This window comes from Lentzea miocenica (genome assembly GCF_033949945.1).
GTDB classification, from domain to species: Bacteria; Actinomycetota; Actinomycetes; order Mycobacteriales; family Pseudonocardiaceae; genus Lentzea; species Lentzea miocenica.
In genome coordinates this window covers 1-25256 of record NZ_JAXAVW010000002.1, presented here as the reverse complement: position 1 = coordinate 25256, position 25256 = coordinate 1, and the positions used below count along the sequence as shown (strand labels likewise).

The window sequence follows — 25256 nt, the reverse complement described above, 5'->3', positions numbered from 1 at the left end:
CGCACATCGTGTTCCGTAATACGCAACGGAGGGGTTAGAGATGATCACCGCCTGCGCCGTGGACGACCTGCCCATCGGCGAATCCACGCGCATCTCCGGCGAGGTCGCCATTGCCGTCTTCAACGCGGACGGCGAGTTCTACGCCATCGACGACACCTGCAGCCACCAGGACGCCTCGCTGTCCGAGGGCTGGCTCGAAGGCTGCCTCGTCGAATGCCCGCTGCACGCCGCGAGCTTCGACCTCCGCACCGGCGTCCCGACGTGCCTGCCCGCCAAGAAGGCCGTGCGCACCTACCCGGTCGTGGTGCGGGACGGCGTGATCTACGTCGACACGGGAAGCCGCGAGGCCGTCGCGTGAAGACGGTCGCCGTGGTCGGCGCGTCGCTGGCCGGCCTGCGTTCCGTGGAGGAGCTGCGCAGGCAGGGCTTCGACGGCCGCATCGTGGTGATCGGCGAAGAGCCGCACGCGCCCTACGACCGGCCGCCGCTGTCCAAGGCCTTCCTCGCGGGCACCCTTCCCGCCGCGGACCTCACCCTCTCCGACGACGACTTCGACGCCGAGTGGCGACTGGGGATTCGCGCCGACCGCGTCGACGCTGAGACGGCTTCGGTCCACCTGTCGACTGGCGAGACGGTGCGCGCGGACGGCCTGGTGATCGCCACCGGCGGCCGGCCCCGCACGCTCCCCGGCACCTCGAACCTGGCGGGCGTGCACACGTTGCGCACCCTCGACGACGCCGTCGCACTTCGCGCGGATCTCCGGCCCGGCGCCCGAATCGTCGTCGTCGGCGCGGGCTGGATCGGCGCCGAGGTCGCGTCGACCTGCCGCTCGCTCGGCCTCGAAGTGACCGTCGTCGAAGCCGCCCCGATCCCGATGGAACGCGCACTCGGGCCGACACTGGGCTCGCTCTGCGCGGACCTGCACGCCGACCACGGCGTCGATCTGCGTCTCGGCGTCGGCGTCGCGTCCTTTGTGGACAACGGCACCCGCGTGACCGGAGTCGTGCTGCACGACGGCACCCACCTGCCCGCCGACGTCGTGGTGGCGGGCATCGGCGTGGAACCCGAGACCGGCTGGCTGCACGGATCTGGTCTCGCGCTCGACAACGGCGTGCTGTGCGACACCGGCTGCGTCACGTCGATCCCGTCCGTGGTCGCCGTCGGCGATGTCGCCCGCTACCGCACCCCGTCCGGCCGGCACGTCCGGCACGAGCACTGGACGAACGCCTCAGAACAAGCCACCGTCGCCGTCCGCAACCTGTTGGCGGGCACGACGATCGAGACCTACCGCCCGTCCGGTTACGTCTGGTCCGACCAGTACGGTGTCCGCCTGCAGCTGGCTGGCGAGACGACCGGCGCGGACGAGGTCGCGGTGATCGACGGCTCGCCGGACGACCGCAGGTTCGTGGCCGAGTTCCGCCGCGCCGGCCGGCCCGTCGGGCTCCTCGCGATGAACAACGCCAAGCTGTTCGGCCGCATGCGCCGCCAGCTCACTCCGGCGTGACTCACAGGGCATCCAGAAGTGCGGCCATCCGCTTCGCCAGGTGCGGCCGCACCTCGTCGCCCGTGAAGATCCACGGCTGACGCGCCTCCATCCCCGCCACCACCATCTCACCGACCGCGTCGATGCTCGGCCCGCTCTTGAGAAACGTCGCGACGGCCGGCACCAGTTCATCCCGCAACGCGACGCTCTCCTCCAACAGCCGGGTGTTCGCGACGATGTCCGTGTCGACGGGACCGGGGCACAGCACGCTCACGTCGATGCCGTGCTCGGCCACGTTGAGGCGCAACGACTCCGACAAGCCGACCACCGCGAACTTCGCCGTCGCGTAGAGCAGGTTCGGGTCGCTCACGAGCCCGGCGGCCGAGGCGGTGTTCACGACGTAACCCCTGCGGCGCTCGATCATGCGCGGCAGGAACGTCTGGACGCCGTTGATCACCCCGGTGAGGTTGACCGCGAGTGCCAGGTCCCACTTGTCGTAGCTCAACTCCTCGACCGCGGCGTGCGGCACGATCCCGGCGTTGTTGAACAGCAGGTCGACGTGCCCCAGCGCTTCCTCGGCCTCTTGCGCCGCCGCGGCGAATCCGGCGCGGTCCCGCACGTCCAGCCGATAGATCTCCACCGCCGTCACCCGCGACAGCTCCTGCGCGGCTCCGGCCAACGCCTCCGCGTCGATGTCGGCCAGCGCGAGGCGCACGCCGCGTCTGCCCAGCGCACGCGCGATGCCCAGGCCGATGCCTCTCGCGCCACCCGTGATGAAGGCGACCACGCCCGTCCACTCCCTCATTCAGCCCACCTCTATGTTGACCTGATGACACTGTGCTAGCCAACACAGTAGCCTGCTCAGCATGGAGATGACCCTCGGCAAGGTGCTGTCCACCGGCGGCCGGGCGACGCTCGGCGTACTGGTGGGCCTGCAGGTGCTGGACAGCGTCGACAACGTGATGTTCGTGGTCTTCGCGCCGGAGATCCGCGCGTCGCTGGGCATCAGCACGGCGGCGATCGGCATCGTCGGCGCGTTGGCCGGGGTGATGGTGGCCCTCGCCGCGCTCCCGCTCGGCCTGCTGGGAGACCGGCGCCGCCGCACGTCGATCGCGGGCGTCGCCACCCTCGTCTGGGCAGCGGCGGCCGGGTTCCTCGGCCTGGTCCAGCACCTCTGGCAGGCGGTCGCGGTCCGGGTCGTCGCGGGCATCGGCAAGGCCAACGAAGGTCCGATCCAGGCATCGCTGCTGGTCGACGCCTATCCCCCGGCCGGGCGCGGGCGGGTGCTCGGGCTGCACCGCGGCGGGCAGCCACTGGGCATCGTGACCGGCCCGCTGCTCGCGGCGGCGTTCGCGACGGTGATTCCCGAGGAGCACGAACCGTGGCGGTGGGCGTTCGCGTTCCTCGCGGTGCCGGCGGTTCTGCTGGGCCTCGCCGCACTCCGCCTGCCCGAACCACCACGGGAGACGTCGACGACCACACCGCGCGGCGCGTTCGGGAGGCTCACGAAGATTCGGACGTTCGTGCTGGTGATGGTCGCGCTGGGCACGTTCGGCATGTGCGTGACGACGGTGCCGATCTACCTCAACGTCGTCCTCGAAGAACACCTCGGCCAGGGCGTGGCGGCCAGAGGCATGATCACGTCGATCTGCGCGGCGGGCGGGCTCGCCGGCGCGGTTCTCGGCGGGGCGCTGAGCGATCGGCTGTTCCGCCGCAGCCCCAAGGCGTGCATCTACCTGGCGGCCGTGGCACTCACGTTGCTGGGCATCGGGTTCGCGGCGCAGGCGTATGCACCGGACGTCACCACTTATGTCGTCATCGGGATGGTCACGCAAGGAATGACGTTCGCGGGCATCGTGCCGTTGAGCCTGGTCGTGGCATCGGTGACGCCACAGGAGATTCGCGCCACGGCGTTCGCGCTGGTCGGCGTCTACCTGGCGCTGGTAGGCGGGCTGGGCGGGGCGGTGGTCACCGGTGTCGCGGAGTCGATCTGGGGCGTCCGGGCCGCCGTCGCCGTCACCGCTCCGGTGGCGTCCGTGCTCGCGGGTCTGGTCCTGGTCCTCGCTGCGCGTCACGTGCTTCACGACATCGCCCGAGTCGTACGATGATCGCCGTGAACTCCCCTGCGCCACGCCGGATCGACGAGATCGGTGACGAGAGCCGCCGTCGCATCCTGGACGCCGCCGAGGAACTCTTCGCCGAGCGCGGGTTCGACCGCACGTCCTTTGTGGACATCGCGAAGCGGTCCGGCATCAGCCGCGGCTCGATCCCCTGGCACTTCAAGAACAAGAACGGCCTCGTGATGGCCGTCGTCGAGCGCGTGGTCGAACGGATCTGGCCCGCCGAGCGCTACGAGTCGGTGCCGTCGCTCGCCGAGGTGTTCGGGGAGACCGCGGAACTCCTGCGCAGCGGCAACTCCGCGCTGGTGTTCATGATCCTGGTCGAGGCGCTGGGCAACCGCGGCGTGGTGCACGAGCAGTACCGGGAGTTCTTCGCCCGGCGGCGCGAGGGCATCGAGACCCTGCTGCGGCTACGACGTCCGGCCGACGTGGATCCCGCCACCGCGGCCGAGCAGGAGCGCGCCGCGGCCGTCGCGCTCAACGGCGCGCTCCTGGGCATCCACCTTCAGGCACTGGTCGATCCCGCCGACGTGGACCTCGACGCGGCACTTCAGTCCGTGGCGACGATGTTCGACAGGAACCTCGCCGACGTGTGGCGCACCTGATCCCGCAGGCGGCACCAGCACCGGTCCAACGTGACGGGCGCGATCAGCGTGAGGCCCGGGGTCTCCTCGATACCGCGAGCAAGCCGTTGAGCTAGAGCCAGCGTGCGCTCGTTGGCCGCGCGGAAGGACTCGACGCCGAACGCGCTGACCCGGCTGCCCGGAGTGGCGCGCACGAACTCGCAGTTCCCGATGAAAACCGTGAAGTGATACCTGAGTAGTACAAGGCGTTCTCGGCTACGCAGGTAGCGCACGCAGTGAGCGCCTCGGTACGACGATTTGCGCACGCCGTTTTCCTAGCGTTGCGGTGTGCTCAAAATCCGTTCTGTCCCAGCGGTTGTCGCCGGTGCGTTCCTCCTCTTCGGACTGGTGGGGTGGCTCGGCGGTCTGCATCTCGGCATGGACAGCGCGGTCTACCGTTCCGGGGCGCTGGCGGTGCTCAACGGCGAGGCGTTGTACGGGCACCTGACCGCGACGCCGGACTGGTGGGTGGACCTGCCGTTCACCTACCCGCCCATCGCGGCCGTCCTGTTCCTGCCGCTGGCGCTGCTGCCGATCCAGCTCGTGTGGGCGGTGTTCGCCGCCGGTACCGCCCTCGGGGTCGGCGCCGTGCTGCGCTGGAGCACCGGGCGGATGCCCTCCCTGCTCCTGCTCGCCCTGGCGTTCAGCCTCGAACCGGTGTGGCGGACGATCGGGTTCGGGCAGATCAACGTCGTGCTGATGGCGATGGTCGTGTTCGACCTCCTGCGCGCCAACAGGTGCTCCGGCGTGCTCATCGGAGTCGCCGCCGCGATCAAGCTGACGCCGCTGATCTTCGTGCTCCACCTGCTGGTCACCGGTCGGGTCAAGGAAGCGGGACGGGCGATCGCGACGTTCTGCGGCCTGCACCTGCTCGGGTTCCTGCTGCTGCCCGGCGACTCGATCCGGTACTGGGGATCGGCGATGATCGGCGGCAACAACGCCACGGGCAACGGCTACATCTTCAACCAGTCCTTCTCCGGTGCGGTGCAACGGCTCACCGGCGGCGCGGCCTGGGCACCGGTCCTGGTCGCCGTGCTCAGCGTGTGCTGCGTGGTCGTCGCGGCGATCCTGGCGCGCCGGACGTACCTGCGCGGTGAGCACCTCGCCGCTGCGCTGATCACCGCGTTCTGCGGGCTGCTGGTCAGCCCGATCTCGTGGTCGCACCACTGGGTGTGGGTGGTGCCGCTGGTGGCGTTGCTGGTCCGCAAACCGGGGGTCCTGCTGGTGTGGGTCGTCTTCACGTGGTGGTCGCTGTTCATCCCGTCCGGCAACGCCTTGCTGGACAACCTCTACGTCGTGGCAGCGCTCGCCGGAGGCGCGATCTGGTGGGCACGCGGTCGATCAGAGGGTGATGTACGTTCAGCGCGAACCGATGCGGGGGCGCTGTGGGGGCGGTGGAGCGGATGAAGGCGCGGCAGTTCTTCGCCACCGGTGCGTCCACGCTCTTCTCCGCGGATCGCCTCGTGCGGACGCCGGTGTCACCGGAATGGCGGCGCATCCGGCTGGTGCTGACCTACGGCGTGGCGTTGTGGGCCGTGTTCCTGAGCGTCGTCGCCCCGCCCGACCTGAGGCTCGACCAGCCGTCGATTCCGGGGTGGTGGTTGACCGGGCTCACCGTGGCGGCGGTGCTGCTGACCCTCGCGCATCCGTTGTGGGCGTGGCGGTTGATGGCGGTGCTGATGGTGCTGCCGCCACTGGTTCTCCAGGGGCTCGCCCGCGAGTGGGGCTGGCCGTGGACACCCGGCATGGTGGTCGGGGCCGCGGCGGTGCTGCTCGTCGTCGCCCAGAGCTACCGCCAGGTCGTGCTGGTGTGGGTGTTCATCTACACGATGGTCGTGGTGTGGCTGCACCTGTACGACTACCGGGACGTCTTCCTGGTGAGCGCCTTCGTCACCGGTGTGCTGGTGGTCGGCAACGCCATGCAGTTGCGGCGCATCGCCGAGACCGAGCGCAACGAAGAACATCAGCGCCGGCAGACCGAAGAGGCGCGGGCCGCCACCCTGGCGGAACGCGCGGTCATCGCCCGCGAGCTGCACGACGTCGTGGCACACCACATGTCCGTGCTCGCCCTGCGCGCGGGAAGCGCCCGCTACCGGTTCGCCGATCTGCCACCGGAACTGCTCACCGAGTTCACGGAGATGCAGGACACCGCCCGCGAAGGACTGTCGGAGATGCGCCGGCTGCTCGGTGTGCTGCGCAACGAGGACGGACGTGTGGAGACAGCGCCGCAACCGCGCGTCGAGGAGATCGCCGAGCTGGTGGACCGGTTGCGGGGCGCGGGAGTCGCGGTGTCGTTGCAGATCGAGGGGAACGTGCAGCGCGTGCCGAGCGGGGTGGCGCTGTCCGCGTACCGGATCGTCCAGGAGGCACTGAGCAACGCCGTCCGGCACGCTCCCGGGTCCACTGTGGACGTCCGGATCGCGGCGGACTCGGCAGAGCTGCGGCTGGCGGTGGACAACGGCGAGGCCGCGGAACCTCCTCCGCCACCGGACGACCGGACCAAGCACGGCCTGCTGGGGATGCGGGAGCGGGTGGCGACCCTGCACGGCACGTTCCGCGCGGGGCCGGGTGAACGGGGTGGATTCGTGGTGGCGGTCGCTCTGCCGCTGAACGGGAACGAGGGATGACCGGGGTGGACACGACGGTGCTGATCGTCGACGACCAGACGATGGTCAGACAGAGTTTTCGCGCCGTGCTCGCCGCACAGCCCGACATCACGGTCGTGGGCGAGGCGAGCAACGGCGTGGAGGCCGTGCACGCGGCCATCCGCGACCGGCCGGACGTCGTGCTGATGGACGTCCGCATGCCGATCATGGACGGCCTGGAAGCCACCAAGCAGATCCTCGGCAATCCTGACCTCGCCGACACCGTGCGGGTCCTCATGCTCACCACGTTCGACGTCGACGAGTACGTCTACGGCGCCCTGCGGGTCGGCGCCAGCGGGTTCCTGCTCAAGGACGCGCCGCTGGAGGACCTGGTCAACGCCGTGCGGGTGATCGCGGCCGGCAACGCCCTGTTCGCACCCGCCGTGACGCGCCGGCTGGTCGCGGAGTTCGCCGCGCGCAGGCCGGAGACGGTCAAGCCGGAACGCGCGGGCCGGCTGACCGCGCAGGAGTTGAAGGTGTTGCGGCTGGTTGCCCGCGGCATGTCGAACAGCGAGATCGCGGCCGCGCTGGTGATCGTCGAGCAGACCGCGAAGACCCACGTCAGCCGGGTGTTCGCCAAGCTCGGGGTGCGGGACCGGGCGCAGGCGATCGTCGCCGCCTACGAGATGGGCATCGTGGTTCCCGGCGAGTAAAACCAGAACGATTTCAGTTTCAGAACCGTTCTGACTATCGTGGAGACATGACAGCAGGACGACGCGACCGCAAGAAGGCCGCGACCCGCCAGGCGCTGGCCGACGCGGCGCTGACGCTCTTCCTCGAACGCGGCTACGACAACGTGACGGTGAAGGAGATCGCCGAGGCCGCCGACACCGCGATCGCGACGCTGTTCGCGCACTTCCCGGCCGGCAAGGAAGCACTGATCCTCGACGACAGCGGCGAGCGCGAGGCATCCCTGACGCTCGCGGTCCGCGAACGCCCGGAAGGCACCTCTCCGCTCGACGCCCTGCACGCGTTCTTCGCCGGCCGGGCGCCGTTCCGGGAGGACCTGCCCGAGGAGTACCGGCGCCGCATGGACCTGGTGATGAGCACCCCGGCGCTGTGGGCCTACGCCCGCACGGTCTGGGTCGTCTGCCAGGACACCCTCGCCGCGCTGCTCGCCGAGGCCGCCGGACTCGCGGAGCCGGACGACTCACTGCACGTGCTGGCCCGCTACGTCCTCGAGACACCCGACCTCGCCGCGGCCAGGCCCGACCGCAACGCGGCCCTCGCCGCAGCGTTCTCCCACCTCAAGCAAGGATGGCCAGGGCTGTGAACGTCCTCGTGACCGGCGGCAACGCGGGCATCGGCTACTTCACCGCCGAACAACTCGCCGAAGCAGGAGCGACCGTCGTGCTCGGCAGCCGTTCCCAGGCCAAGGCGGACGCGGCCGCCGCTTCGATCCGGGCCAGAATCCCCGGCGCCGTCGTCCGCCACATGCCGTTGGACCTCCGAGACCTGTCGTCGCTGAAGTCCTCAGTGGACGGTCAGGACCCCCTGGACGCGGTCGTGTTCAACGCGGGCATCGCGCTGGACGAACCGGTCCGGCGCACGAGCGCCGACGGCCACGAATTGATGTTCGCCACCAACCACCTGGGGCACTTCGCGCTCGCCTACTGGCTCGCCCCGCTGCTCACAACCGCCCGGTTCATCACCGTCGGCAGTTTCGCGACCCGTTCCGAGCGTCTCGACCTCGACGACCTGCAGTCCACCCGCGACTACGACCCGAAGCGGACCTACGGACGCTCCAAGCTGGCCCAGATGAGCTTCGGCTTCGAACTGGACCGCCGCCTGCGCGCCGTCCGCAGCAACGCCATGAGCGTCGTCGTCCACCCCGGCGGCGCCCTGGACTCCCTGACCCCCTCACGGCCGGGCGTCCACACCCGTCCCTCATCCACCCGGATCGCCGGACTTCTCTTGCACGGCAAGGACTCCGGCGCCCGGCCGGCGGTGCACGCGGTGCTCGATCCCCAGGTCGAGGGCGGGCAGCTCTGGGGCCCGCGCCAGTTCGGCCTGCGCGGCAAGCCTCATCTCGAGAAGCCGCACGCGCACATGACCGACCCCGAAACCGCCGCGGTGCTGTGGGAGAAGAGCTGCGAGCTGACCGGTCTCGACCTAGGCGAGGTCCTCAGCCTGTAGCTCCGCCCGCGACGACACCCCGAGCTTCCGCAACACCCGCGCCGCGTGCTGCTCGACGGTGCGCGGCGACAGGAAAAGCACGTCCGCGATCTTCCGGTTGGTGTGCCCGGCGACCAGCAGCCGGGCGACCTCCTGCTCGCGGGGCGACAGCTCGTCGCCGTACCCGCGCCTGCCCCGTCGCGACGGCTTGCCACCGCCGATGCCGCGCAGCTGGTGCCGGCACCGGGCCGCGTCACGGGTGGCGCCCAGGCCGTCGAACGTGTCGACCAGCGACGACAGGATCTCGGCCGCCTTCTCCTGGTCGGACGGCAGCAGGCAGGCGGCCTCGCGTTCGGCGACCAGCGCGGTGCAGTAGGGCGCGGGCAGCGCCGTGTACCGGTCAGCGGCCTCGCGGAAGAGCGACACGGCGTCGTCGAGCTGACCGCGTGCCTCCGCGAGCAGGCCGCGGCACCAGGCCAGGGCGGCGAACGCCATCGGGGCGTCCCTGCCCTCGATCCCGGCGGCGATCTCCTCGATCAGCGTCTCGGCGTCGGTCTCGCGCCCGGCCGCGAGGAACGTGGCCACGGCGACCGGGCCGAGTTCGGTCGCCCACACCCACACGCCCTTCGTGCGCACGATCGCCAGGCCGCGGTCGACGTCGACGCAGGCGCGGGTGATCTCGTCCTGCGCGAGCATCGTCCTCGCGAGCGCCGCGCAGCCCGCGATGGCGACCGGCGTGATCGACTCCTCGGGGGCGAACGCGCCGGTCTCGGTGAGGTAGCTGGTCGCCTCCGCCCACTCCCCCCGCGCCGTCGCCAGCGAGCCCAGGATCAGGCACAGCTCACTGGCCAGCGGAAACAGGTCGCGGTACTCGTCGAGCAGGTTCTCCGCCCGCTCAGCCAGGCCGTCCCAGTCGCCGGTCAGCCAGTCCAGGCGGGCTCTCGTCGCGTGGGCCGTGCTCGCGACGAACGGTGCGCCGCACTCCGCGGCGAACCGAAGGCCGTTGCGCAGCAGGTCGGCGCACAGGTCGAAGTGGCCGGTCGTGGTGAGCGCGTCGGCGAGGTTGCAGTGGGCACGGGCCAGCTGGCGCAGTTCGCCTGGCGTGGACGCGGGCGAGAAGTCCAGGGTGGACAGAACCTCTGGGTCGCCGAGGTGCATCCGTGAGCCGACCTGGTTGGCGTACAACGACATCCGCAGCTCGCGGTCGCCGGACGCCGCGCGGTCGCGCTCGACCCGGTCAAGCCACGGCTGGACCTCGCTCATCGGGGTCATGCCAAGGTAGGACAGTCCCAGCACGGCGGCACCCCGCGCGGCCAGGTCCGGTCGTTCGGCCAGGTCGGCGACGGCCCGTTCCAACTCGGCACGGGCCTCCTCGATGCCGCCTGCCTGTCGGATCAGCAGCACGCCGCGATAGTGCCGCACCTGGCCGCGGGCGGCCGTCGACAGGCGCCGGTCGGACAGCAGGCGCTCCAGCGTCTCGGTCGGATCCAGCTGGTCGAGGCCCTGGTGAGCGATCTGGCCGAGCTTGATCGCGAGCCGGTCGACGTCGGCCGCGGGCACGGCCGGGTCGAGCAGCAGCCGTTGCAGCAGAGCGGTGGCGGTGCCCGCGTCGCCGTTCTCGACGGCCCTGTCCGCGGCGGCCTCGCCGTAGTGCAGCCACGCCGACGTGCGCCCGGCGCGTTCGCTGTGCTCGGCGAGCTGGACCAGCGGACGCGGTTCTACCTGGTCGAGCACCTCGACCGCACGGTGGTGCAGCTCCTGGCGGTCCGGTCCGCTCAACGTGTCGTAGACGGCCTGCTGCGCCAGCGCGTGCCGGAAGCCGTACCGCCGTGCGTCGACCTCGTGCAGAACGTGGCCCGTCAGCGCGTGCGTCAGGGCAGCGCGGCTCTCACTGATCTCGGCCACCTCGCCGAGCAGTTCGGCCGACGCGGGCGCGCCGAGCACGGCAGCGGCCTGGACCAGCCGGGTGGCGGCGGCGGGCAGCGCGGCGAGGCGCTCGGCGATGGCGTCGCGCAGCAGCACCGGAACGTCCACGTTGTCGAGCAGCCGGCGAGCCGTGGCGCCGTCCGCGTGCACGGCGCCGGCGGGATTTCGCAACGCCCGCAACGTTTCCTCGACCACGAACGGGATGCCCGCCGTGCGTTCGTGCAGTTTGGCGGCGAACTCCGCGGACACGGTCTCGCCGTCGAGGATGGCCGAGGTCAGCGCCCGCACCTCGGCGACGTCGAGCGGTTCGAGTTCGAGCAACGCGCTGGTGATCCCGGTGGGCGGCCGGTACGCCGATCCCAGCGGGACCCCGCCCGGCACGTCCTCGCGCCGGTACGTGACCACGATGGACAGATTGGCCGGCGGATCGCCCATCAGGAACCGCAGCAGCTGCCGGGATCCGTCGTCGGCCCAGTGCAGGTCCTCGACGACCAGCAGCACCGGTCCGAGCACGCCGATCAGCTCGCGCATCGCCCGGAACAGCCGATGCCGGTCGGCGCGCGGATCGCCGGTCGGTGGAGGTGGCGCGGGCAGGTGTTCGGCGAGTTCCGGCAACAGTGAACCGAGCACGCCCGACACCGGGCTGAGCCGCGAGTGGTTGCGTGCCAGGCGATCCGTGCAGTCGCGCAGCGCCTCGAGCACCGCGCCGTACGGGAACGGCTCCCCCACCGGCTGGCAGTGGCCGATGAGGACGGCGATCGGGCCGAGATCCGCGTCCAGGAGTTCGCGCACCAGGCGTGACTTCCCGACGCCCGCCTCGCCCTCGATCATGACCACCGCGGGCTGGCTCGGCACGGCGGTGCGCAGCGCGCCGAGCTGGTCACCTCGCCCCACCAGCACCGGCGAGCTGGTGCGCATCAGTCCGCTGGGGTCGCAGCGCCGCGCCCTGGACTTCGGTGTCCGGCTCATCCGCACCGATGTTAGGTGAAAGACGGGTATCCCTACGTAGCGATATCCGGATTGTTCGCCGTTCCCGCTCGCCCGATGGTGATCGGCACGTGGTCGCCCACCCCTGCCGAGGCGGCCGGAGAACGGAGATCCAGAGATGCGACTTGATCGCACAACGCGCCTGCTCGCGGCAACAGGCATCGGCTTGGCCGTCGTGGCCGCGGTGAGCAGCCCAGTTTCCGCCCAGACGGGTTCGATCCAGACGGGTTCGATCCAGAAGACCGCCGAGCCCGTGGCGGGCAGCTACATCGTGGTGTTCAAGGACGGTGCCAGCGACGTTCCCACCACGAACGCCAAGGCGCTCGACCTCGCCCGCAAGCACGGCGGCAAGGTGAGCAACACCTACGTCGCGTCCGTGCGCGGCTTCGCGGTGAAGCTGGACGAGGCGGCGGCGCGCAGGCTCGCGGCCGACCCGGCGGTGGCCTACGTGCAGCAGGACGGCTGGGCGCGGATGTCCGACATCCAGACGAACCCGACGTGGGGCCTGGACCGGATCGACCAGGCGAACCTGCCCGTCGACGCGAAGTACACGTATCCGAACACCGCGCCGAACGTCACCGCGTACATCCTCGACACCGGGATCTACAAGGCGCACACCGAGTTCGAGGGCCGGGCCAAGGACGGCTACGACTTCATCGACAACGACCCGGACGCCTCGGACTGCCAGGGCCACGGCACGCACGTCGCGGGCACGGTCGGCTCGAAGACGTACGGCGTGGCGAAGAAGGTCAACCTGGTCGCGGTCCGCGTGCTCGACTGCTCCGGCAACGGCCAGTACTCGCAGATCATCAAGGGCATCGACTGGGTGGCCCAGAACGCGACGAAGCCGGCCGTGGCGAACATGAGCCTCGGCGGCGGCGCCGACTCCACTGTGGACAACGCGGTGAAGCGCGCGATCGCCGCTGGTGTCACGTTCGGCCTGGCGGCGGGCAACAACAACGGCAACGCCTGCAACACCTCTCCCGCCCGCGTGCCGGAGGGCATCACGGTGGCCGCCAGCGACTCGGCCGACAAGCGCTCGATCTACACCGGCGGGCAGGCGTCGAACTGGGGCTCGTGCGTCGACCTCTTCGGGCCCGGCTCGAACATCACCTCCACCAAGAACGGCGGCGGCACCACGTCGATGGGCGGCACCTCGATGGCCACCCCGCACGTCGTCGGTGCCGCCGCGCTGTACGTGTCCGCGAACCCGTCCGCCACCCCTGCCCAGGTTCGCGACGCGCTGGTGAACAACGCCACGACCGGCAAGATCACCGATCTCCAGGGTTCGCCGAACAAGCTGCTGAACATCAGCTTCATCGGCGGTGGCCCGGACCCCGAGCCGTGTGCCGCGGCCACCAACGGTGACGACGTGTCCATTCCGGACAACAACACCGCGGTGACCTCGTCGGTGACCGTGACCGGCTGCACCGGCAAGGCCACGACCACCACCGAGGTCAAGGTCGACATCAACCACCCGTACACCGCTGACCTGGCCATCGACCTGGTCGGTCCGTCCGGTGCGACCTACAGCCTCAAGAAGGCGCGTGGAGCCACCTCCTACGCCGGTGTGCACGAGACCTTCACGGTCGACGCGTCCGCCGAGAACCGCAACGGCACGTGGAAGTTGCAGGTGACCGACGTCTGGACCTACGACGCCGGGAACATCGACACCTGGACCCTGACGTTCTGACGACGCCCGGAAGGACTTCCCATGCACCGCACCACCTGCGGGCTCGCCGTTCTCGTCATCGCCTCCGCCCTGCTGGCCATCCCGGCTCAGGCGGCTGAGGCCGACTTCGTCAAGGCCGAGAACCCCGCGGCCGGCGGCAGTTTCATCGTGTCCCTCAAGCCCGGCGCCGCCGTCCAGTCGACGTCGAGCGCACTCACCCAGAAGTACGGCGGCAACCTCGACGCCGTGTTCTCCCACGCCATGCGCGGCTTCCAGGTCAGGAACCTGACCGAGGCCGCGGCACGGAAACTGGCGGCAGACTCCGCCGTCAAGGCCGTCTACCAGGACGGCACCGCGAAGGCGTTGGACGTGCAGGACAACCCGACGTGGGGCCTGGACCGCGTGGACCAGGCCTCACTGCCGCTGGACAAGAAGTTCAACTACCCCAGCGGCGGCGCGTCGAACGTGACGGTCTACATCACCGACACCGGTGTGAAGACGTCGATCGCCGACTTCGAGGGCCGCGCGTCCGTGGGCGCCGACTTCATCGAGGACGGCCAGAACGGCCAGGACTGCTCGGGGCACGGCACGCACGTGGCGGGCACGGTCGGTTCGAAGACCTACGGCGTGGCGAAGAAGGCCAAGCTGGTCTCGGTCCGCATGCTCGGCACGAGCTGCACCGGCAACGGCCCCGACTCGGCCGGTGTCAAGGCCATCGAGTGGATCACGGCGAACGCGCGGAAACCCGCTGTGGTCAACGCTTCCTGGACCTTCGACACCGCCGACATCGGCAACGACGCCATCGCCGGCATGGTCGCCTCCGGTGTCCAGATGGCCGTCGCGTCGGGCAACAGCTCGACCGACGCCTGCTCCACCGGCCCCGCCAAGATCGGGTCGCTGATCACGGTGAACGCGACCTCGTCCAACGACGCGCGTGCCTCGTTCTCGAACTACGGCACCTGCACGGACATCTTCGCGCCGGGTGACAACATCACCTCGCTGGGACTGAACGGCGGCAGCACCAACATGTCCGGCACGTCCATGGCCACCCCGCACGTCGCGGGCGTCGCGGCCCTGTACCTGTCGGCCAACCCGTCCGCGAGCCCACAGGCCCTGCGCGACGCCCTGGTGAACAACGCGACCTCCGGCAAGGTCACCAACCCGGGTTCCGGCTCGCCGAACAAGCTGCTCTACAGCGGTTTCATCGGCGGCGGGCCCAACCCGGAATGCGGCCCCGGCACCAACGGCGACGACGTGTCCATTCCGGACACCAACACCGCCGTGTCGTCCTCGGTCACGATCTCGGGCTGCACCGGCAACTCCACGGCCTCGGCAACAGTCAAGGTCGACATCAACCACACCTACACCGGCGATCTGGCCATCGACCTGGTCAGCCCGTCCGGCAAGTCGTACGTCCTCAAGAAGGCCGGCGGTGCTTCGTCCTCCGCCGGAGTCCACGAGACCTACACCGTCGACCTGTCCTCCGAGGCGCGCAACGGCACGTGGAAGCTCCAGGTGAAGGACATCTACACCTACGACACCGGCAACATCGACTCCTGGACCCTCACGGTCTGAGCGTCGCGCAACAGAACGAGCCCCGGAGCCGTGGTGGCTCCGGGGCTCTTCCCTGTTCCCCCAACGGGGCCTAGCGGGTGACGGTCAGCGTGAACGTCGTCGTGCCGGTCTTCCCGTCGGCCGAGGTGGCCTTGATGGTGATCGGGTAGGTGCCGGGCGGGGTGGAGAAGTTCGTGAAGATCCAGACGTTGCTGCTGCCGTTCTGGCCGATCGTGGCCGGGTTGAACGACATCTGGGCACCGGTGGGCACACCGGACGCGGTCAGCGTCAGGTTTCCGGTGCCACCACTGGCCTTCACCACGGTCTGGCCCAGCAAGCCCTGCTTGACGGTGGCCGACGACGGCGAAGCGGTCACCGTGACGTCACCGGTCGGCGGGTCGGTGCCCTCGACCGTGAGCGACACCGTTGTGGTGGCGGTCTTTCCGCCCGCGTCGGTGCCCGTCACCGTGATGCTGGAGGTTCCGGCGACAGCAGTCGTCGACACGTCCAGCGTCAGCTTGGACGAGCTGCCCGCTCCGACCGAGGTCGGCTGGAACGTCGCCTTCACACCGCTGGGCACACCGCTTGCCGACAGGTTGATCGTCTGACCGCCGCCGGTGCTGGAGATGGTGGTGGAGACGTACTTCCCCTTGGCCGCCTGCACACTGCTCGGCGACGCCGACAACGTGAAGTCGCCCGGCTGCGGGTCGCCGCCACCGGTGACGGTCAGCGAGAACTTGCCGGACGCCGTCTTGCCGCTCGACGTCGTCCCGGTGATGCTGACCTCGTAGGTGCCGTTCGGTGCCGAGGTGGCGGCGTCGAACGTGACCTTGGCCGAGTTGCCGGTGGTCACCGACGTCGGCTGGAAGACCGCCTTCACCCCGCTCGGCAGACCGGACGCCGACAGCGTGGCGTTCTCCGCGCCACCGGAACCGGCCGTCGTGGTGATGCCCGCGGACAGCGTCTTGCCGGCCGCGACCGAACCGCTGCCCGGCGCGACGGTCAGCCCGAAGTCGCCGACCGGCGGCTGCGTGCCGACCTCGGTCTTGACCCAGTCGCCCATCTCGTTGTCCAGGCGGCCGTAGACCGAGTACCACTTGAAGTCCGACCGGCTCCACGACGCGACGCCGTAGATCTTGCCGTCGAAGATCAGCGGGCCGCCGCTGTCACCGGGCAGGATCGAGATCCGGCCGTCGGAGTACCCGGCGCAGATCATGGTCGCCGACTTGAAGCCCGCGCCGACGCCCTGGCAGACGCTGTCACCGTTGACGACCGGCAGGCTCGCCTTGTCGAGGGTGACGTCCTGCGAGTTGTCGTTGAAGTCCTTCTTGCCGTAGCCGAAACCCAGTCCGGTCTTACCCGGCGCGGCACCACCGGAGTCCGCCGAGGTGGCGAACTTCGGATACGCGGCACCGCCCTTCAACGCGATGTCGCGGTCCACGGTCACGACGGCGACGTCGTAGCCCTGGTCGAAGTTGACGTACTTCGGGTGCTTCTTGTAGCTGACCACGTTCACCGCGAACCCGGTGCCGTTGCCGTTGTTGTAGTCCTTGAGGTCGTCGAGCCCGTAGACGAACTTCTTCTCCCCCTGGGCATCCGCGCAGTGCGCCGCGATGAGGATCTTGCGCGGCGCCACGACGGTGCCGGTGCAGGTCTGTCCCTGCGGCCGGGTGCCGCCCTCCCGGATGCCGGCGATGATGCCGGGGAACTCGCTGACGGTCGCGTTCTGCCCGCCGACGAACATGGGCGAGGCGTCACCGAGGTTGGCGGGGACGGTGTCCCCCAGGTAGTTCGCCGCAGGGGCGTTCTGCGGGGCGGCGTGCGCGATGCCGAGTGGTGCCAGCACCGTGGCCGCGGCAAGGGCCAGCAGACCCCAGGACCGTGGTGTTCTCACGTTGGTTCCTCTCCGGATCTCCGAACGCCCACCTCAGGGCAGGGGTGGTGGGCTTGCGATCACTCTCGGAGCACCGCCGGTGAGGAACAATCAGGGTCGGCATCCGTAGGGGTACGGAACTTTCTCGCCACTACGGTCTGCGGAAGATCGTGATCGAGTGGCCGACATCGTCGATCGGCGTGCTGGTGGCGATCAGCGCCAAGAGCTGCTCGTCGGCCTTCGCGATGGCGGAATCCGAGATCACCAGCAGCCCGTGCACCTGCTCCGGCGGCACGGTGCGCGGGTCCTCGGCGCGGATGCCGTAGTACTCCGGCACCCCGGCTCCCTTGTAGATGAGCCAGGTCCGCTCACTCGGATAGCGCTTCAGCCGTTCTGCCAGCCGCCCCAGGTCCTGTCCCCAGTCGACGTTCGAGTCGTGCAGGTGCTGGTGGGTCTTCGCCGGGCCGCCGAACGCCTCGTTCGAGTAGGGCAGGTAGTACGGGAACGCGGCCAGCGAACTCACCGCGGCCACGGCGACGGCGGCGATCGCCCAGCGTCTGCGGGTCGCGACCACGGCAGCCGCAGCGACCGCCAGGAACATCGGCACGAAGATCGCGTACCGCACACCGAGGTCGCGGCTGCCCATCATGGCCGCCGCCAGCAACACCGCTGTGGGAGCGAGAACGTACGGTGCCGCCGCGCGCAGTTTCGCCATGGCGACGATTCCGGCGAACCAGAGCACGAGCGCGCCCAGCGGTGTCTTCACCAGCAGCGCGGCGGGCAGGTAGTACCAGCGCGAGCCTTCGTAGTGCTCGCCGAACAGGTACCCGCCCCAGACCCGGTTCTCGAAACCGAGCTGGACGCCCATCCCGTCGAGATACGGCCCCGGGAACGGCGCCAGCGGATCCACGGCGACGTAGGACGCCCACACGACGGCGACCGCGATCAACGACATGGTGGCGACGCCGCGCATCCGGTGTGTGCGGAAGACGAGGAACAACAGCATCGGAACCGCTGCCAGCGCGTTCATCTTCGTGGCCAGTGCCGCGCCGAGAGCGAGTCCGGCGAGCCACACGCAGCTCGGGTGGTGGCGGGCGCGCCACAGCAGCCAGGCCGAGGTCAGCAGGAACCCGGCCGCCGGAACGTCCAGCGTGGCCAGCGATCCGTGCGCGATGAGGTCCGGCGAGAACGTGTACAGGCCGAGCGCGACGAGTCCGCCGGCGTTGCTGGTGAGGTCACGGGCGAACAGGAGCACGACGATCCCGAACAGCAGTGTCAGCACGATCATCGGCAACCTGGCCAGCAGCAACAGGTGCTGCGGATCATTGCCCGACTCGTAGAGCACGTGCCGGCCGAGTTCGGTCTGGTCGCCCTGGAAGCCGGGATCGAGGCGCGGCCCGGCGAAGACCAGGCCGGTGGCCATGATCAGCTTGCCCAGCGGCGGGTGTTCCGGGTTGTACCGCAGGCTGTGCTGGTCGAGGTAGACGGCCGCGGTGCCGACGTAGACCGGCTCGTCGATCGTCGGTGACTGCCGCACCGCCGTCGTGATCATCGCGATCGCCATCTGGGCCAGCAGCACGGCGGCGACCAGCGCGAACAACCACCGGCGGTGCGCGACCGGTGGCTGTTCGCCGGAGCGCACCCGGATGGTGCGAGGCAGCTGGATCGTCGCGGGCGCCAACCGGGGTCCTTTCACGTGCGTGAACAAGCCCGACACTCCGGAAACGGGATGCCCGCCGGTTTGGTTGTCAAAGCCTTTCGCTACAGATCGTTGCGAAAGACCCTGTCGACTTCCGCTACACGTTGTAGCTTTACTGGCCACGCACCTGACCCGGGAAGGATCAACCATGCTCAGATCCAGCCGTCCCGCCATGGCCGTCCTGGCGGCACTGGCCGTCACGATCGGCGCTCTCGAGAGCATCCCGTTCCCCGCGTTGCCGCTCCTGCAACGGGAACTCGGCCTCGACCCGGCTCAGGCCGCGCTGCTCTCCACCACGCTGATCATCACGTCCGCGATCACCATGCCGATCGTCGCCAAGATCGCCGACGACCGCGGCGGCCGCCGGACCCTGCTGGTGCTCACCTGGTGCATCGTCGTGGGAGCCGTCCTGTCAGCGTTCGCCACGACGTTCCCGGTGATCCTGCTCGGCCAGTTCCTCCAGGGGCTCGGCGGCGGCATCCTGCCCGTCTCGTTCGTGGTGGCGCGCGAGCTCTTCACCGATTCGACCCCGGTGGCGGTCGGGTGGCTCACCGGCCTGTTCACGGTGGGCACCGGCCTGGGCGTCCTCGCGTCCGGCCCGCTGGCGGACGCGTTGTCACGGCAGTGGATGTTCCTGCTGCCGGCGTTGATCGTCTCGGCGGTCGCGATGATCGCGCCCTTCGTGCTGCCCGGCCGCACCCAGGTCCGGACGGCACGGCTGGACTGGCCGGGCGGCGTGCTGCTGGCGTTGACGCTCACGACCCTGATGCTGACTCTCTTCCTCGGCGCACTGGTGCTGCTCGCGCAGACCCTCGCGCTCGGCACCGGATGGGTCCTGGTCGAACGACGAGCCGCGCACCCGATGGTCGACCCGCGCATCCTGCGCACGCGCGGGGTGTGGACCGCGAGCATCACGGCCGGAGCGCTGGGCGCGAGCTACTCGGCGACGTATTTCCTGGTGCCCCAACTGCTTTCGACGCCACGCTTCGGCGCGACCGCGACGGACATCAGCCTGTACCTGTTCCCCACCGTGCTCGTCGCGGTCGTGGTCGGCCCGGTGTCCGGACTGCTCGTGCGCAGGGCCGGTGCGCGCGCCGTGGTGTTGGCCGGGCTGGCTCTCACCGCGTTGGGCACGCTGTTCATCTCGGTGTGGCACAACGAGCCGTGGCAGATCGTGGTGAGCATGCTGGTGACGCTCGGCCTCGGGGTCGGTGCCGCGTCCACCGCCACCTACACCAGCGTCATCGCCTCGGTGGGCGAGCAGGACACCGGCGTGGCCGCGGCGACGTGCGGGATCGCCCGTGCGGTGGGGGCGGCGCTGGGCGTCCAGGTCGCGGCGGCGCTGCTCACCGGCACGGGCGCGTTCGAGGTGGGCTTCCTGGTGGCGGCCGTCGTGGTGCTGCTGCCGCTCGCACTGCTGGGTGGCATCCCAGGGCGGTCCGATGAACGGAAAATTCGTTCGGGGGTGGCCGCGACCCAGGTCTAGCCTGCGGGAATGCCGATCGAGGACGTTGACAGGATCGCCGCGGAGACCGGTTTCTCCGGTGTGGTCTCGATCGACCGCGCCGGAGAGGTCGAGTTCGCGAAGGCCTACGGGCTCGCCAACCGCACCTACCAGGTGCCGAACACGCTGGACACGAGGTTCGGCATCGCCAGCGGCAGCAAGGGTTTCACCGCCCTGGTCGTGCACTCCCTGATACGCGACGGCGTGCTGAAGCTCAGCACGACCGCCCGATCGCTGCTCGGCGACGACCTGCCGTTGATCGCCGACGACGTGACGGTGGAGCACCTGCTCACGCACACGTCCGGCATCGGCGACTACCTCGACGAGGAAGGCGACCTGCAGTCCAACGACTACTTGGTCGGCGCCGTGCACGAACTGACGACCACCGAGGCGTTCCTGCCGTTGCTGGACGGGATTCCCACGAAGTTCAAGGCCGGCGAACGGTTCGGCTACTGCAACGGCGGTTTCGTGGTGCTCGCACTGCTGGCGGAACGGGCCGGCGGCGCCGGCTACCACGAGCTCGTCCGCGAACGCGTGCTCCGCCCGGCCGGCATGACGCGGACCGACTTCCTGCGCGCCGACGAACTCCCCGCCGACGCCGCCGTCGGCTACCTGGACGGGATGGACCGGTCCAACGTCTTCCACCTGCCGGTGCTGGCGACCGGGGACGGCGGCATCCACACCACGGCCGCCGACATGTCCACGTTCTGGCGCGCGCTCTTCGCCGGCGACATCGTGACCGACGTGGACGAGATCGTCCGTGCTCGCGTCGACGTGCCCTCGGAGTCCATGCGCTACGCCCTCGGTTTCTGGCGGCACGAGACCACCGACGAGGTGATCCTGATCGGCGGCGACGCCGGTGTGTCGTTCAAGTCCACCCACGACCGTCACACCAGCACCACCCGCACAGTCCTTTCCAACACCGCGCCCGGCGCCTGGCCGATCGCCCGCGCGATCATGTGACAGCACTGTTCTGAACGGGTGACGGATGCGAACATGTGTTCGTGAGCACCCCGATCCTGCATGCCGACCTGGACGCGTTCTACGCCTCCGTCGAGCAGCGGGACGACCCGAGCCTGCGCGGCCGTCCCGTGATCGTGGGCGGCGGCGTGGTGCTGGCCGCGAGCTATGAGGCCAAAGCATTCGGAGTGCGCACCGCGATGGGCGGCGGACGCGCCCTGAAGCTCTGTCCACACGCGATCGTCGTGCCACCGCGCATGTCCGCCTACTCCGCCGCCAGCAAGGCGGTGTTCGAGGTGTTCCGCGACACGACACCGCTGGTGGAAGGCATTTCGATCGACGAGGCGTTCCTCGACGTCGGCGGCCTGCGCAAGATCGCCGGCCCACCGGAACTGATCGCCGCACGGTTGCGGGCAGCCGTGCTGGCGGACGTCGGCCTGCCGATCACCGTGGGAGTGGCGCGGACGAAGTTCCTCGCCAAAGTAGCCAGTGGCGTCGCGAAACCGGACGGCCTGCTCGTCGTGCCGGCGGACCACGAACTCGATTTCCTGCACCCGTTGCCCGTCGAACGCCTCTGGGGCGTAGGCGACGTCACCGCGGCCAAGCTGCACGCCCTCGGCATCCGCACGGTCGGCCAGGTGGCGCGGCTCGACGAGAACGACCTGGTCTCCATCCTCGGCCGGGCAGCGGGCAGGCACCTGCACGCGTTGGCGCACAACCACGATCCCCGTCCAGTCCAAACCGGACGACGCCGCCGCTCGATCGGTTCACAACGGGCGTTGGGCCGCAAGGAACGCACGCACGAGGACCTGGAAGCCATCCTCGCCTCGCTCATCGACGGCATCTCAAGACGCCTCCGCACCGCCCACCGCGCGTGCCGCACCATCATCCTGCGCCTGCGTTTCGCCGACTTCACCCGAGCGACCCGCTCCCACACGCTGCGACACCCGACCACCGACACGGAAGTGCTGCTGACAGCGGCAAAGCAGGTCCTCGACGCCGCGATGCCCCTCATCGAGGCCCGCGGCATCACCTTGCTAGGGGTATCCCTCACCAACCTGCAGAACGACACACCAATGCAGATGACGCTCCCGTTCGAGGAGACCGAACCCGGCGCCCTGGACGCCGCACTGGACCACGTCCGGGACCGTTTCGGCGGCTCCTCGGTGACCAGAGCAGCACTGCTGGGCCGCGACCCCGGAATCTCGGTACCACTGCTCCCCGACTGACCCCATACGCTCCGGCCATGCGACTGCACGTTCACCAGTGGGGCCAGGGTCCACGCGTGGTGCTGGTGCACGGCGGCGTGCTGGGCGGCCGCGAAACCTGGCGAGCCCAGCGCCCGCTCACCGACCGCTGGACCCTCTGGCCCCGGACCGCCCAGGCCACGGCCAGTCGCCCCCAGCGCGCCAAGACTTCGACCCGGAAGCCGCCCTGGTCGCCGACCAGCTGCTCGACCAGCCCAGCCACCTCGTCGGCCACTCCTACGGCGCCATCGTCTCCATGTACGCGGCAGCCTTGCGGCCGGACAACGTCCTGTCCCTGACCATCGCCGAACCACCAACCACCGCCGTCGCACGCGGCATCCCAGCCGTGGACGAGTACGCCACCGCCATCCGCTCCCTGATCGACTCCGACCTGACCCCGGCCGAGGGGCTGCGCCGCTTCTTCACCATCGCGGGCGTGCCGGTCGAAGTCCCAGACGAGCCACACCCCACGTTGCTCAAGGGCATGCGGCAACTGCTGGGCGCCCGCTCCCCGGACGAAGCCGACCCGCCACTGTCCGCGCTCCGCGACGCCCCGTTCCCGATCCTCGTGGTCTCCGGCGGCCACAGCGAGGCGCAGGAGATCATCTGCGACACGATCGCCCGCGAGACAACCGCCTCACGGGCAGTGTGCCGAGGCCGCGACCACCTGGTACCGGAAGCGCCCGATTTCAACGCGGTACTAGAACGCTTCCTGTCCGCTCCTTCCTTCTTTCACCCGAACGAGCCCGTATCATGGACCGATTCCAAGCCATAGCGTCGAACGCGTGACGACCATGAACTCCACCGCGTACAGCCGAGACCTGGGCGACGAACTCCGCCAGTTGCGACAGCGGTACACCGGCCTGCGAGGCCGTGGACTAGCCGTCCAACTCGGCTGGGACCCCAGCAAGGTCTCCAACGTCGAGCACGGCAAGATCCGCGCCAGCGAGTTCGACCTCGCGCAGTACCTCACCGCCTGCGGCAAGGACATCGACTTCATCGAGGACTTCTTCCGCCGCTACCGCAACGCCTTCGACCCCTACTTCGTCCAGGAACCCACCAACCTCCGCACCCTGGCGATGTCAGAAGCGTCCGCCACCAAGATCACGGCCTACGACGTCCTCACCGTCCACAGCCTCCTGCAAACCCCGGCCTACACACGCGCACTCCAAGCCGCGACCCACGAAGGCGGCACGACCGAGTACGACCGCCAAGCCGTGATGCGCCGCCCAACCAGCCCCGAATGCGTGTTCTACCTGCACGAGATCGCTCTGCGCATGCGACTGGGCAGCGAACAGGTGATGCACGACCAGCACCACAAACTGCTGGCCCACGCCAACCTCGTGCGCATAGTGCCCATCGAGGCCACCACCGCCGCCTTCCAGTCGAAGTGCACGCTGTTCGAGTTCGACAAGTCACTCCCACTCGTCTACGCCGAATCCGGCCACGCCAGGGTTTTCACCCAGGACGAAGCAGCGGTGGACCGCGCCGAAAAGCTCTTCGACCTCCTGGACTCCGTGGCCCTGGACGAAAAACAGACCCAGCGCAAGCTGACCGAGTACACCAGCCAGCTAGCGCCGGTCCGCGCCCTGACAGTCCGTCAGTAGCCGTACACGAGGTCGAACGCCAGCTGCGGGTCGAACTTCCCGGCATCCACACCAGGCGCCTTCCCGCAACGCCCATCGGAATCACCAGGCACCTTGACCCACAACAACATCTCAGCCCCACCCCCGACCCGAGCAGGCGTCCCGAGCTTCCGCCCACCGGGGTTGCACCACTCCCCGTTGTGCCCGTTGCCGTTACGACTGGTGTCGACAACGTACGGCTTCGCATACCCAGGCAACGCCCCACTGACCGCGTTGCCATACGTCGTAGAAGCCGCCGTGGTGTGGTAATTCGACACGTTGATCGAGAACCCGCGAACGTTCCGCACACCAGCCGCATCAAGCCGCGCCGCCATCGTACCAGCGGGCACCCACTGCGCATTACCGGCATCGAGGTACGCCCACGTGTTGGGCGCCTTGGCCTTGAACTGCTCGGTGGCGTACTTGATCATCGCCGTCCGCTCGGCAACCTTCCCACCGTCCATGCAGCCGAAGTCCGCCAAGGAGTCCGGCTCGATCACCACGACAGCGGGCCGCGCCCCAATCCCCTCAGCAAACCCCTTGATCCATTCCCTGTAGGCCTCCGGCGTACCGGCACCACCCCCGGAGTGCCCACCACACGCGTCACGCCCAGGGATGTTGTAGGCGACCAGAACCGGGAGCTTGGTGCCGGTTTTGTTGACGTAGGCCGACACAGCAGGCTTGATGTCACCACTCCACGCACCGAACCAGCGCGCGATCGGCTTGCTGGAGATGTTCGCCTTGATCGCCGCCTGACGGCCATCGCCAGCGTGATCACGCACCCACACAGCAGGATTGGAGTCCGGGTCGACATAAAACCCGTCAGTCAGACTGACGGGACTGGCCGCGTGCGCCGCCGGTGCCGCAACCACCACCGCCAAGAGTGCCACCACAAGTGCTCTAATCATGCCCAGCACCCTCACGCAAACCGCTTAAGCGACGGTAAGTCGCCGCGATGCCGCAGGCGAGCACGCGATGCCGCAGGCGAGCACGCGATGCCGCAGGCGAGCGCCCAAGCGAAGGCGAAGCCGAGCACACAGGTAGTGGTGGTGGGCTCCCCCGTCTAGCGCTCCTCAGCACTTGCTGCGGCACGCTCTGGCGCGCTAGACGGGGGAGCCCACCACCCAAACGCAACCACCTACGCAACGCGCCTCCGCCCATAGCAACAGGCGTGCCATCAACCCGCGCACGGCGTAGGAGGGGCTCTTTTGGGAGTGTCGGGGG

At 69.4% G+C, this 25256-nt stretch carries 21 protein-coding genes; 16 read left to right on the top strand and 5 right to left on the bottom strand.

All coding sequences use genetic code 11. The annotated features are described in order from the left end of the window. Positions 1–40: 40 nt before the first annotated feature. Together SK803_RS02505 and SK803_RS02500 are read left to right on the top strand one after the other, a co-directional pair. On the top strand, positions 41–358 hold the full coding sequence (locus SK803_RS02505; RefSeq protein ID WP_319964070.1) for a bifunctional 3-phenylpropionate/cinnamic acid dioxygenase ferredoxin subunit: 318 nt from the start codon (positions 41–43) through the stop codon (positions 356–358). Beyond that, positions 355–1503 (top strand): NAD(P)/FAD-dependent oxidoreductase, encoded by a 1149-nt coding sequence (locus SK803_RS02500; protein ID WP_319964069.1) that lies wholly within the window; start codon positions 355–357, stop codon positions 1501–1503. Before SK803_RS02505 ends, SK803_RS02500 begins: the two co-directional genes overlap by 4 nt. A 1-nt stretch (position 1504) precedes the next feature. On the opposite strand, the gene SK803_RS02495 is transcribed toward SK803_RS02500, so the two are convergent. After that, positions 1505–2287: an SDR family oxidoreductase gene (locus SK803_RS02495; RefSeq protein ID WP_319964068.1), complete on the bottom strand. Its 783-nt coding sequence runs from the start codon at positions 2285–2287 to the stop codon at positions 1505–1507. Positions 2288–2348: 61 nt separating this feature from the next. On the opposite strand from SK803_RS02495, the gene SK803_RS02490 reads away from it, so the two are divergent. The 7 genes from SK803_RS02490 (at position 2349) to SK803_RS02460 (ending at position 9006) form a co-directional block, all read left to right on the top strand. Then, complete coding sequence (locus tag SK803_RS02490; RefSeq protein ID WP_319964067.1) at positions 2349–3590, top strand: MFS transporter; 1242 nt, start codon at positions 2349–2351, stop codon at positions 3588–3590. A gap of 5 nt (positions 3591–3595) precedes the next feature. After that, a complete protein-coding gene (locus tag SK803_RS02485; RefSeq protein ID WP_319964066.1) occupies positions 3596–4207 on the top strand; it encodes a TetR/AcrR family transcriptional regulator in 612 nt (203 codons plus the stop codon). Positions 4208–4513: 306 nt separating this feature from the next. After that, positions 4514–5632, top strand: a complete 1119-nt coding sequence (locus SK803_RS02480; RefSeq protein WP_319964065.1) for a glycosyltransferase 87 family protein — start codon at positions 4514–4516, stop codon at positions 5630–5632. Then, positions 5629–6852 carry an ATP-binding protein gene (locus tag SK803_RS02475; RefSeq protein WP_319964064.1) on the top strand — a complete coding sequence of 408 codons (1224 nt, stop codon included), beginning with the start codon at positions 5629–5631 and terminating at the stop codon, positions 6850–6852. The genes SK803_RS02480 and SK803_RS02475 overlap by 4 nt, the downstream gene beginning before the upstream one ends. Then, entirely contained in the window at positions 6849–7523 is a 675-nt protein-coding gene (locus SK803_RS02470; RefSeq protein WP_319964063.1) for a response regulator transcription factor, read from the top strand. The genes SK803_RS02475 and SK803_RS02470 overlap by 4 nt, the downstream gene beginning before the upstream one ends. A 47-nt stretch (positions 7524–7570) precedes the next feature. Beyond that, the gene (locus SK803_RS02465; RefSeq protein WP_319964062.1) at positions 7571–8143 is read left to right on the top strand and encodes a TetR/AcrR family transcriptional regulator; all 573 of its coding nucleotides are present in this window, start codon (positions 7571–7573) and stop codon (positions 8141–8143) included. Then, a complete protein-coding gene (locus SK803_RS02460) occupies positions 8140–9006 on the top strand; it encodes an SDR family NAD(P)-dependent oxidoreductase (RefSeq protein ID WP_319964061.1) in 867 nt (288 codons plus the stop codon). Before SK803_RS02465 ends, SK803_RS02460 begins: the two co-directional genes overlap by 4 nt. Here the strand turns inward: SK803_RS02460 and SK803_RS02455 are convergent. Continuing rightward, positions 8983–11880 carry an ATP-binding protein gene (locus SK803_RS02455; RefSeq protein ID WP_319964060.1) on the bottom strand — a complete coding sequence of 966 codons (2898 nt, stop codon included), beginning with the start codon at positions 11878–11880 and terminating at the stop codon, positions 8983–8985. The genes SK803_RS02460 and SK803_RS02455 overlap by 24 nt on opposite strands. Positions 11881–12016: 136 nt before the next feature. Here SK803_RS02455 and SK803_RS02450 point away from each other — a divergent pair, with 136 nt between their 5' ends. Together SK803_RS02450 and SK803_RS02445 are read left to right on the top strand one after the other, a co-directional pair. Further along, a complete protein-coding gene (locus SK803_RS02450; protein WP_319964059.1) occupies positions 12017–13591 on the top strand; it encodes a S8 family peptidase in 1575 nt (524 codons plus the stop codon). Between the two features lie 21 nt (positions 13592–13612). Next, positions 13613–15145, top strand: coding sequence for a S8 family serine peptidase (locus SK803_RS02445; protein WP_319964058.1), 1533 nt, complete (start codon positions 13613–13615; stop codon positions 15143–15145). 70 nt (positions 15146–15215) lie between these two features. On the opposite strand, the gene SK803_RS02440 is transcribed toward SK803_RS02445, so the two are convergent. Continuing rightward, positions 15216–17018: a trypsin-like serine protease gene (locus SK803_RS02440; RefSeq protein WP_319964057.1), complete on the bottom strand. Its 1803-nt coding sequence runs from the start codon at positions 17016–17018 to the stop codon at positions 15216–15218. 130 nt (positions 17019–17148) lie between these two features. Continuing rightward, complete coding sequence (locus SK803_RS02435) at positions 17149–18678, bottom strand: phospholipid carrier-dependent glycosyltransferase (protein WP_319964056.1); 1530 nt, start codon at positions 18676–18678, stop codon at positions 17149–17151. 166 nt (positions 18679–18844) lie between these two features. Here SK803_RS02435 and SK803_RS02430 point away from each other — a divergent pair, with 166 nt between their 5' ends. The 5 genes from SK803_RS02430 to SK803_RS02410 are packed head-to-tail and all read left to right on the top strand — an operon-like array spanning position 18845 to position 24014. Next, a complete protein-coding gene (locus tag SK803_RS02430) occupies positions 18845–20182 on the top strand; it encodes an MFS transporter (protein WP_319964055.1) in 1338 nt (445 codons plus the stop codon). Between the two features lie 9 nt (positions 20183–20191). Then, entirely contained in the window at positions 20192–21163 is a 972-nt protein-coding gene (locus SK803_RS02425) for a serine hydrolase domain-containing protein (RefSeq protein WP_319964054.1), read from the top strand. A gap of 35 nt (positions 21164–21198) precedes the next feature. Next, a complete protein-coding gene (dinB, locus tag SK803_RS02420; protein ID WP_319964053.1) occupies positions 21199–22389 on the top strand; it encodes a DNA polymerase IV in 1191 nt (396 codons plus the stop codon). Positions 22390–22426: 37 nt separating this feature from the next. Beyond that, complete coding sequence (locus tag SK803_RS02415; protein WP_319964052.1) at positions 22427–23182, top strand: alpha/beta fold hydrolase; 756 nt, start codon at positions 22427–22429, stop codon at positions 23180–23182. A gap of 19 nt (positions 23183–23201) precedes the next feature. Then, positions 23202–24014, top strand: coding sequence for a helix-turn-helix domain-containing protein (locus SK803_RS02410; protein WP_319964359.1), 813 nt, complete (start codon positions 23202–23204; stop codon positions 24012–24014). Here the strand turns inward: SK803_RS02410 and SK803_RS02405 are convergent. Continuing rightward, a complete protein-coding gene (locus tag SK803_RS02405; RefSeq protein WP_319964050.1) occupies positions 24008–24955 on the bottom strand; it encodes a glycoside hydrolase family 6 protein in 948 nt (315 codons plus the stop codon). The two genes, SK803_RS02410 and SK803_RS02405, sit on opposite strands and share 7 nt — an antisense overlap. Between the last annotated feature and the right edge of the window lie 301 nt (positions 24956–25256).

Coding starts and splice junctions, on each gene's coding strand:
- SK803_RS02495 (WP_319964068.1), bottom strand. CDS start 2,287: ATGAGGGAGTGGACGGGCGTGGTCGCCTTCATCACGGGTGGCGCGAGA.
- SK803_RS02470 (WP_319964063.1), top strand. CDS start 6,849: ATGACCGGGGTGGACACGACGGTGCTGATCGTCGACGACCAGACGATG.
- SK803_RS02475 (WP_319964064.1), top strand. CDS start 5,629: ATGAAGGCGCGGCAGTTCTTCGCCACCGGTGCGTCCACGCTCTTCTCC.
- SK803_RS02425 (WP_319964054.1), top strand. CDS start 20,192: ATGCCGATCGAGGACGTTGACAGGATCGCCGCGGAGACCGGTTTCTCC.
- SK803_RS02410 (WP_319964359.1), top strand. CDS start 23,202: ATGAACTCCACCGCGTACAGCCGAGACCTGGGCGACGAACTCCGCCAG.
- SK803_RS02450 (WP_319964059.1), top strand. CDS start 12,017: ATGCGACTTGATCGCACAACGCGCCTGCTCGCGGCAACAGGCATCGGC.
- SK803_RS02490 (WP_319964067.1), top strand. CDS start 2,349: ATGGAGATGACCCTCGGCAAGGTGCTGTCCACCGGCGGCCGGGCGACG.
- SK803_RS02505 (WP_319964070.1), top strand. CDS start 41: ATGATCACCGCCTGCGCCGTGGACGACCTGCCCATCGGCGAATCCACG.
- SK803_RS02455 (WP_319964060.1), bottom strand. CDS start 11,880: ATGAGCCGGACACCGAAGTCCAGGGCGCGGCGCTGCGACCCCAGCGGA.
- SK803_RS02430 (WP_319964055.1), top strand. CDS start 18,845: ATGCTCAGATCCAGCCGTCCCGCCATGGCCGTCCTGGCGGCACTGGCC.
- SK803_RS02445 (WP_319964058.1), top strand. CDS start 13,613: ATGCACCGCACCACCTGCGGGCTCGCCGTTCTCGTCATCGCCTCCGCC.
- SK803_RS02465 (WP_319964062.1), top strand. CDS start 7,571: ATGACAGCAGGACGACGCGACCGCAAGAAGGCCGCGACCCGCCAGGCG.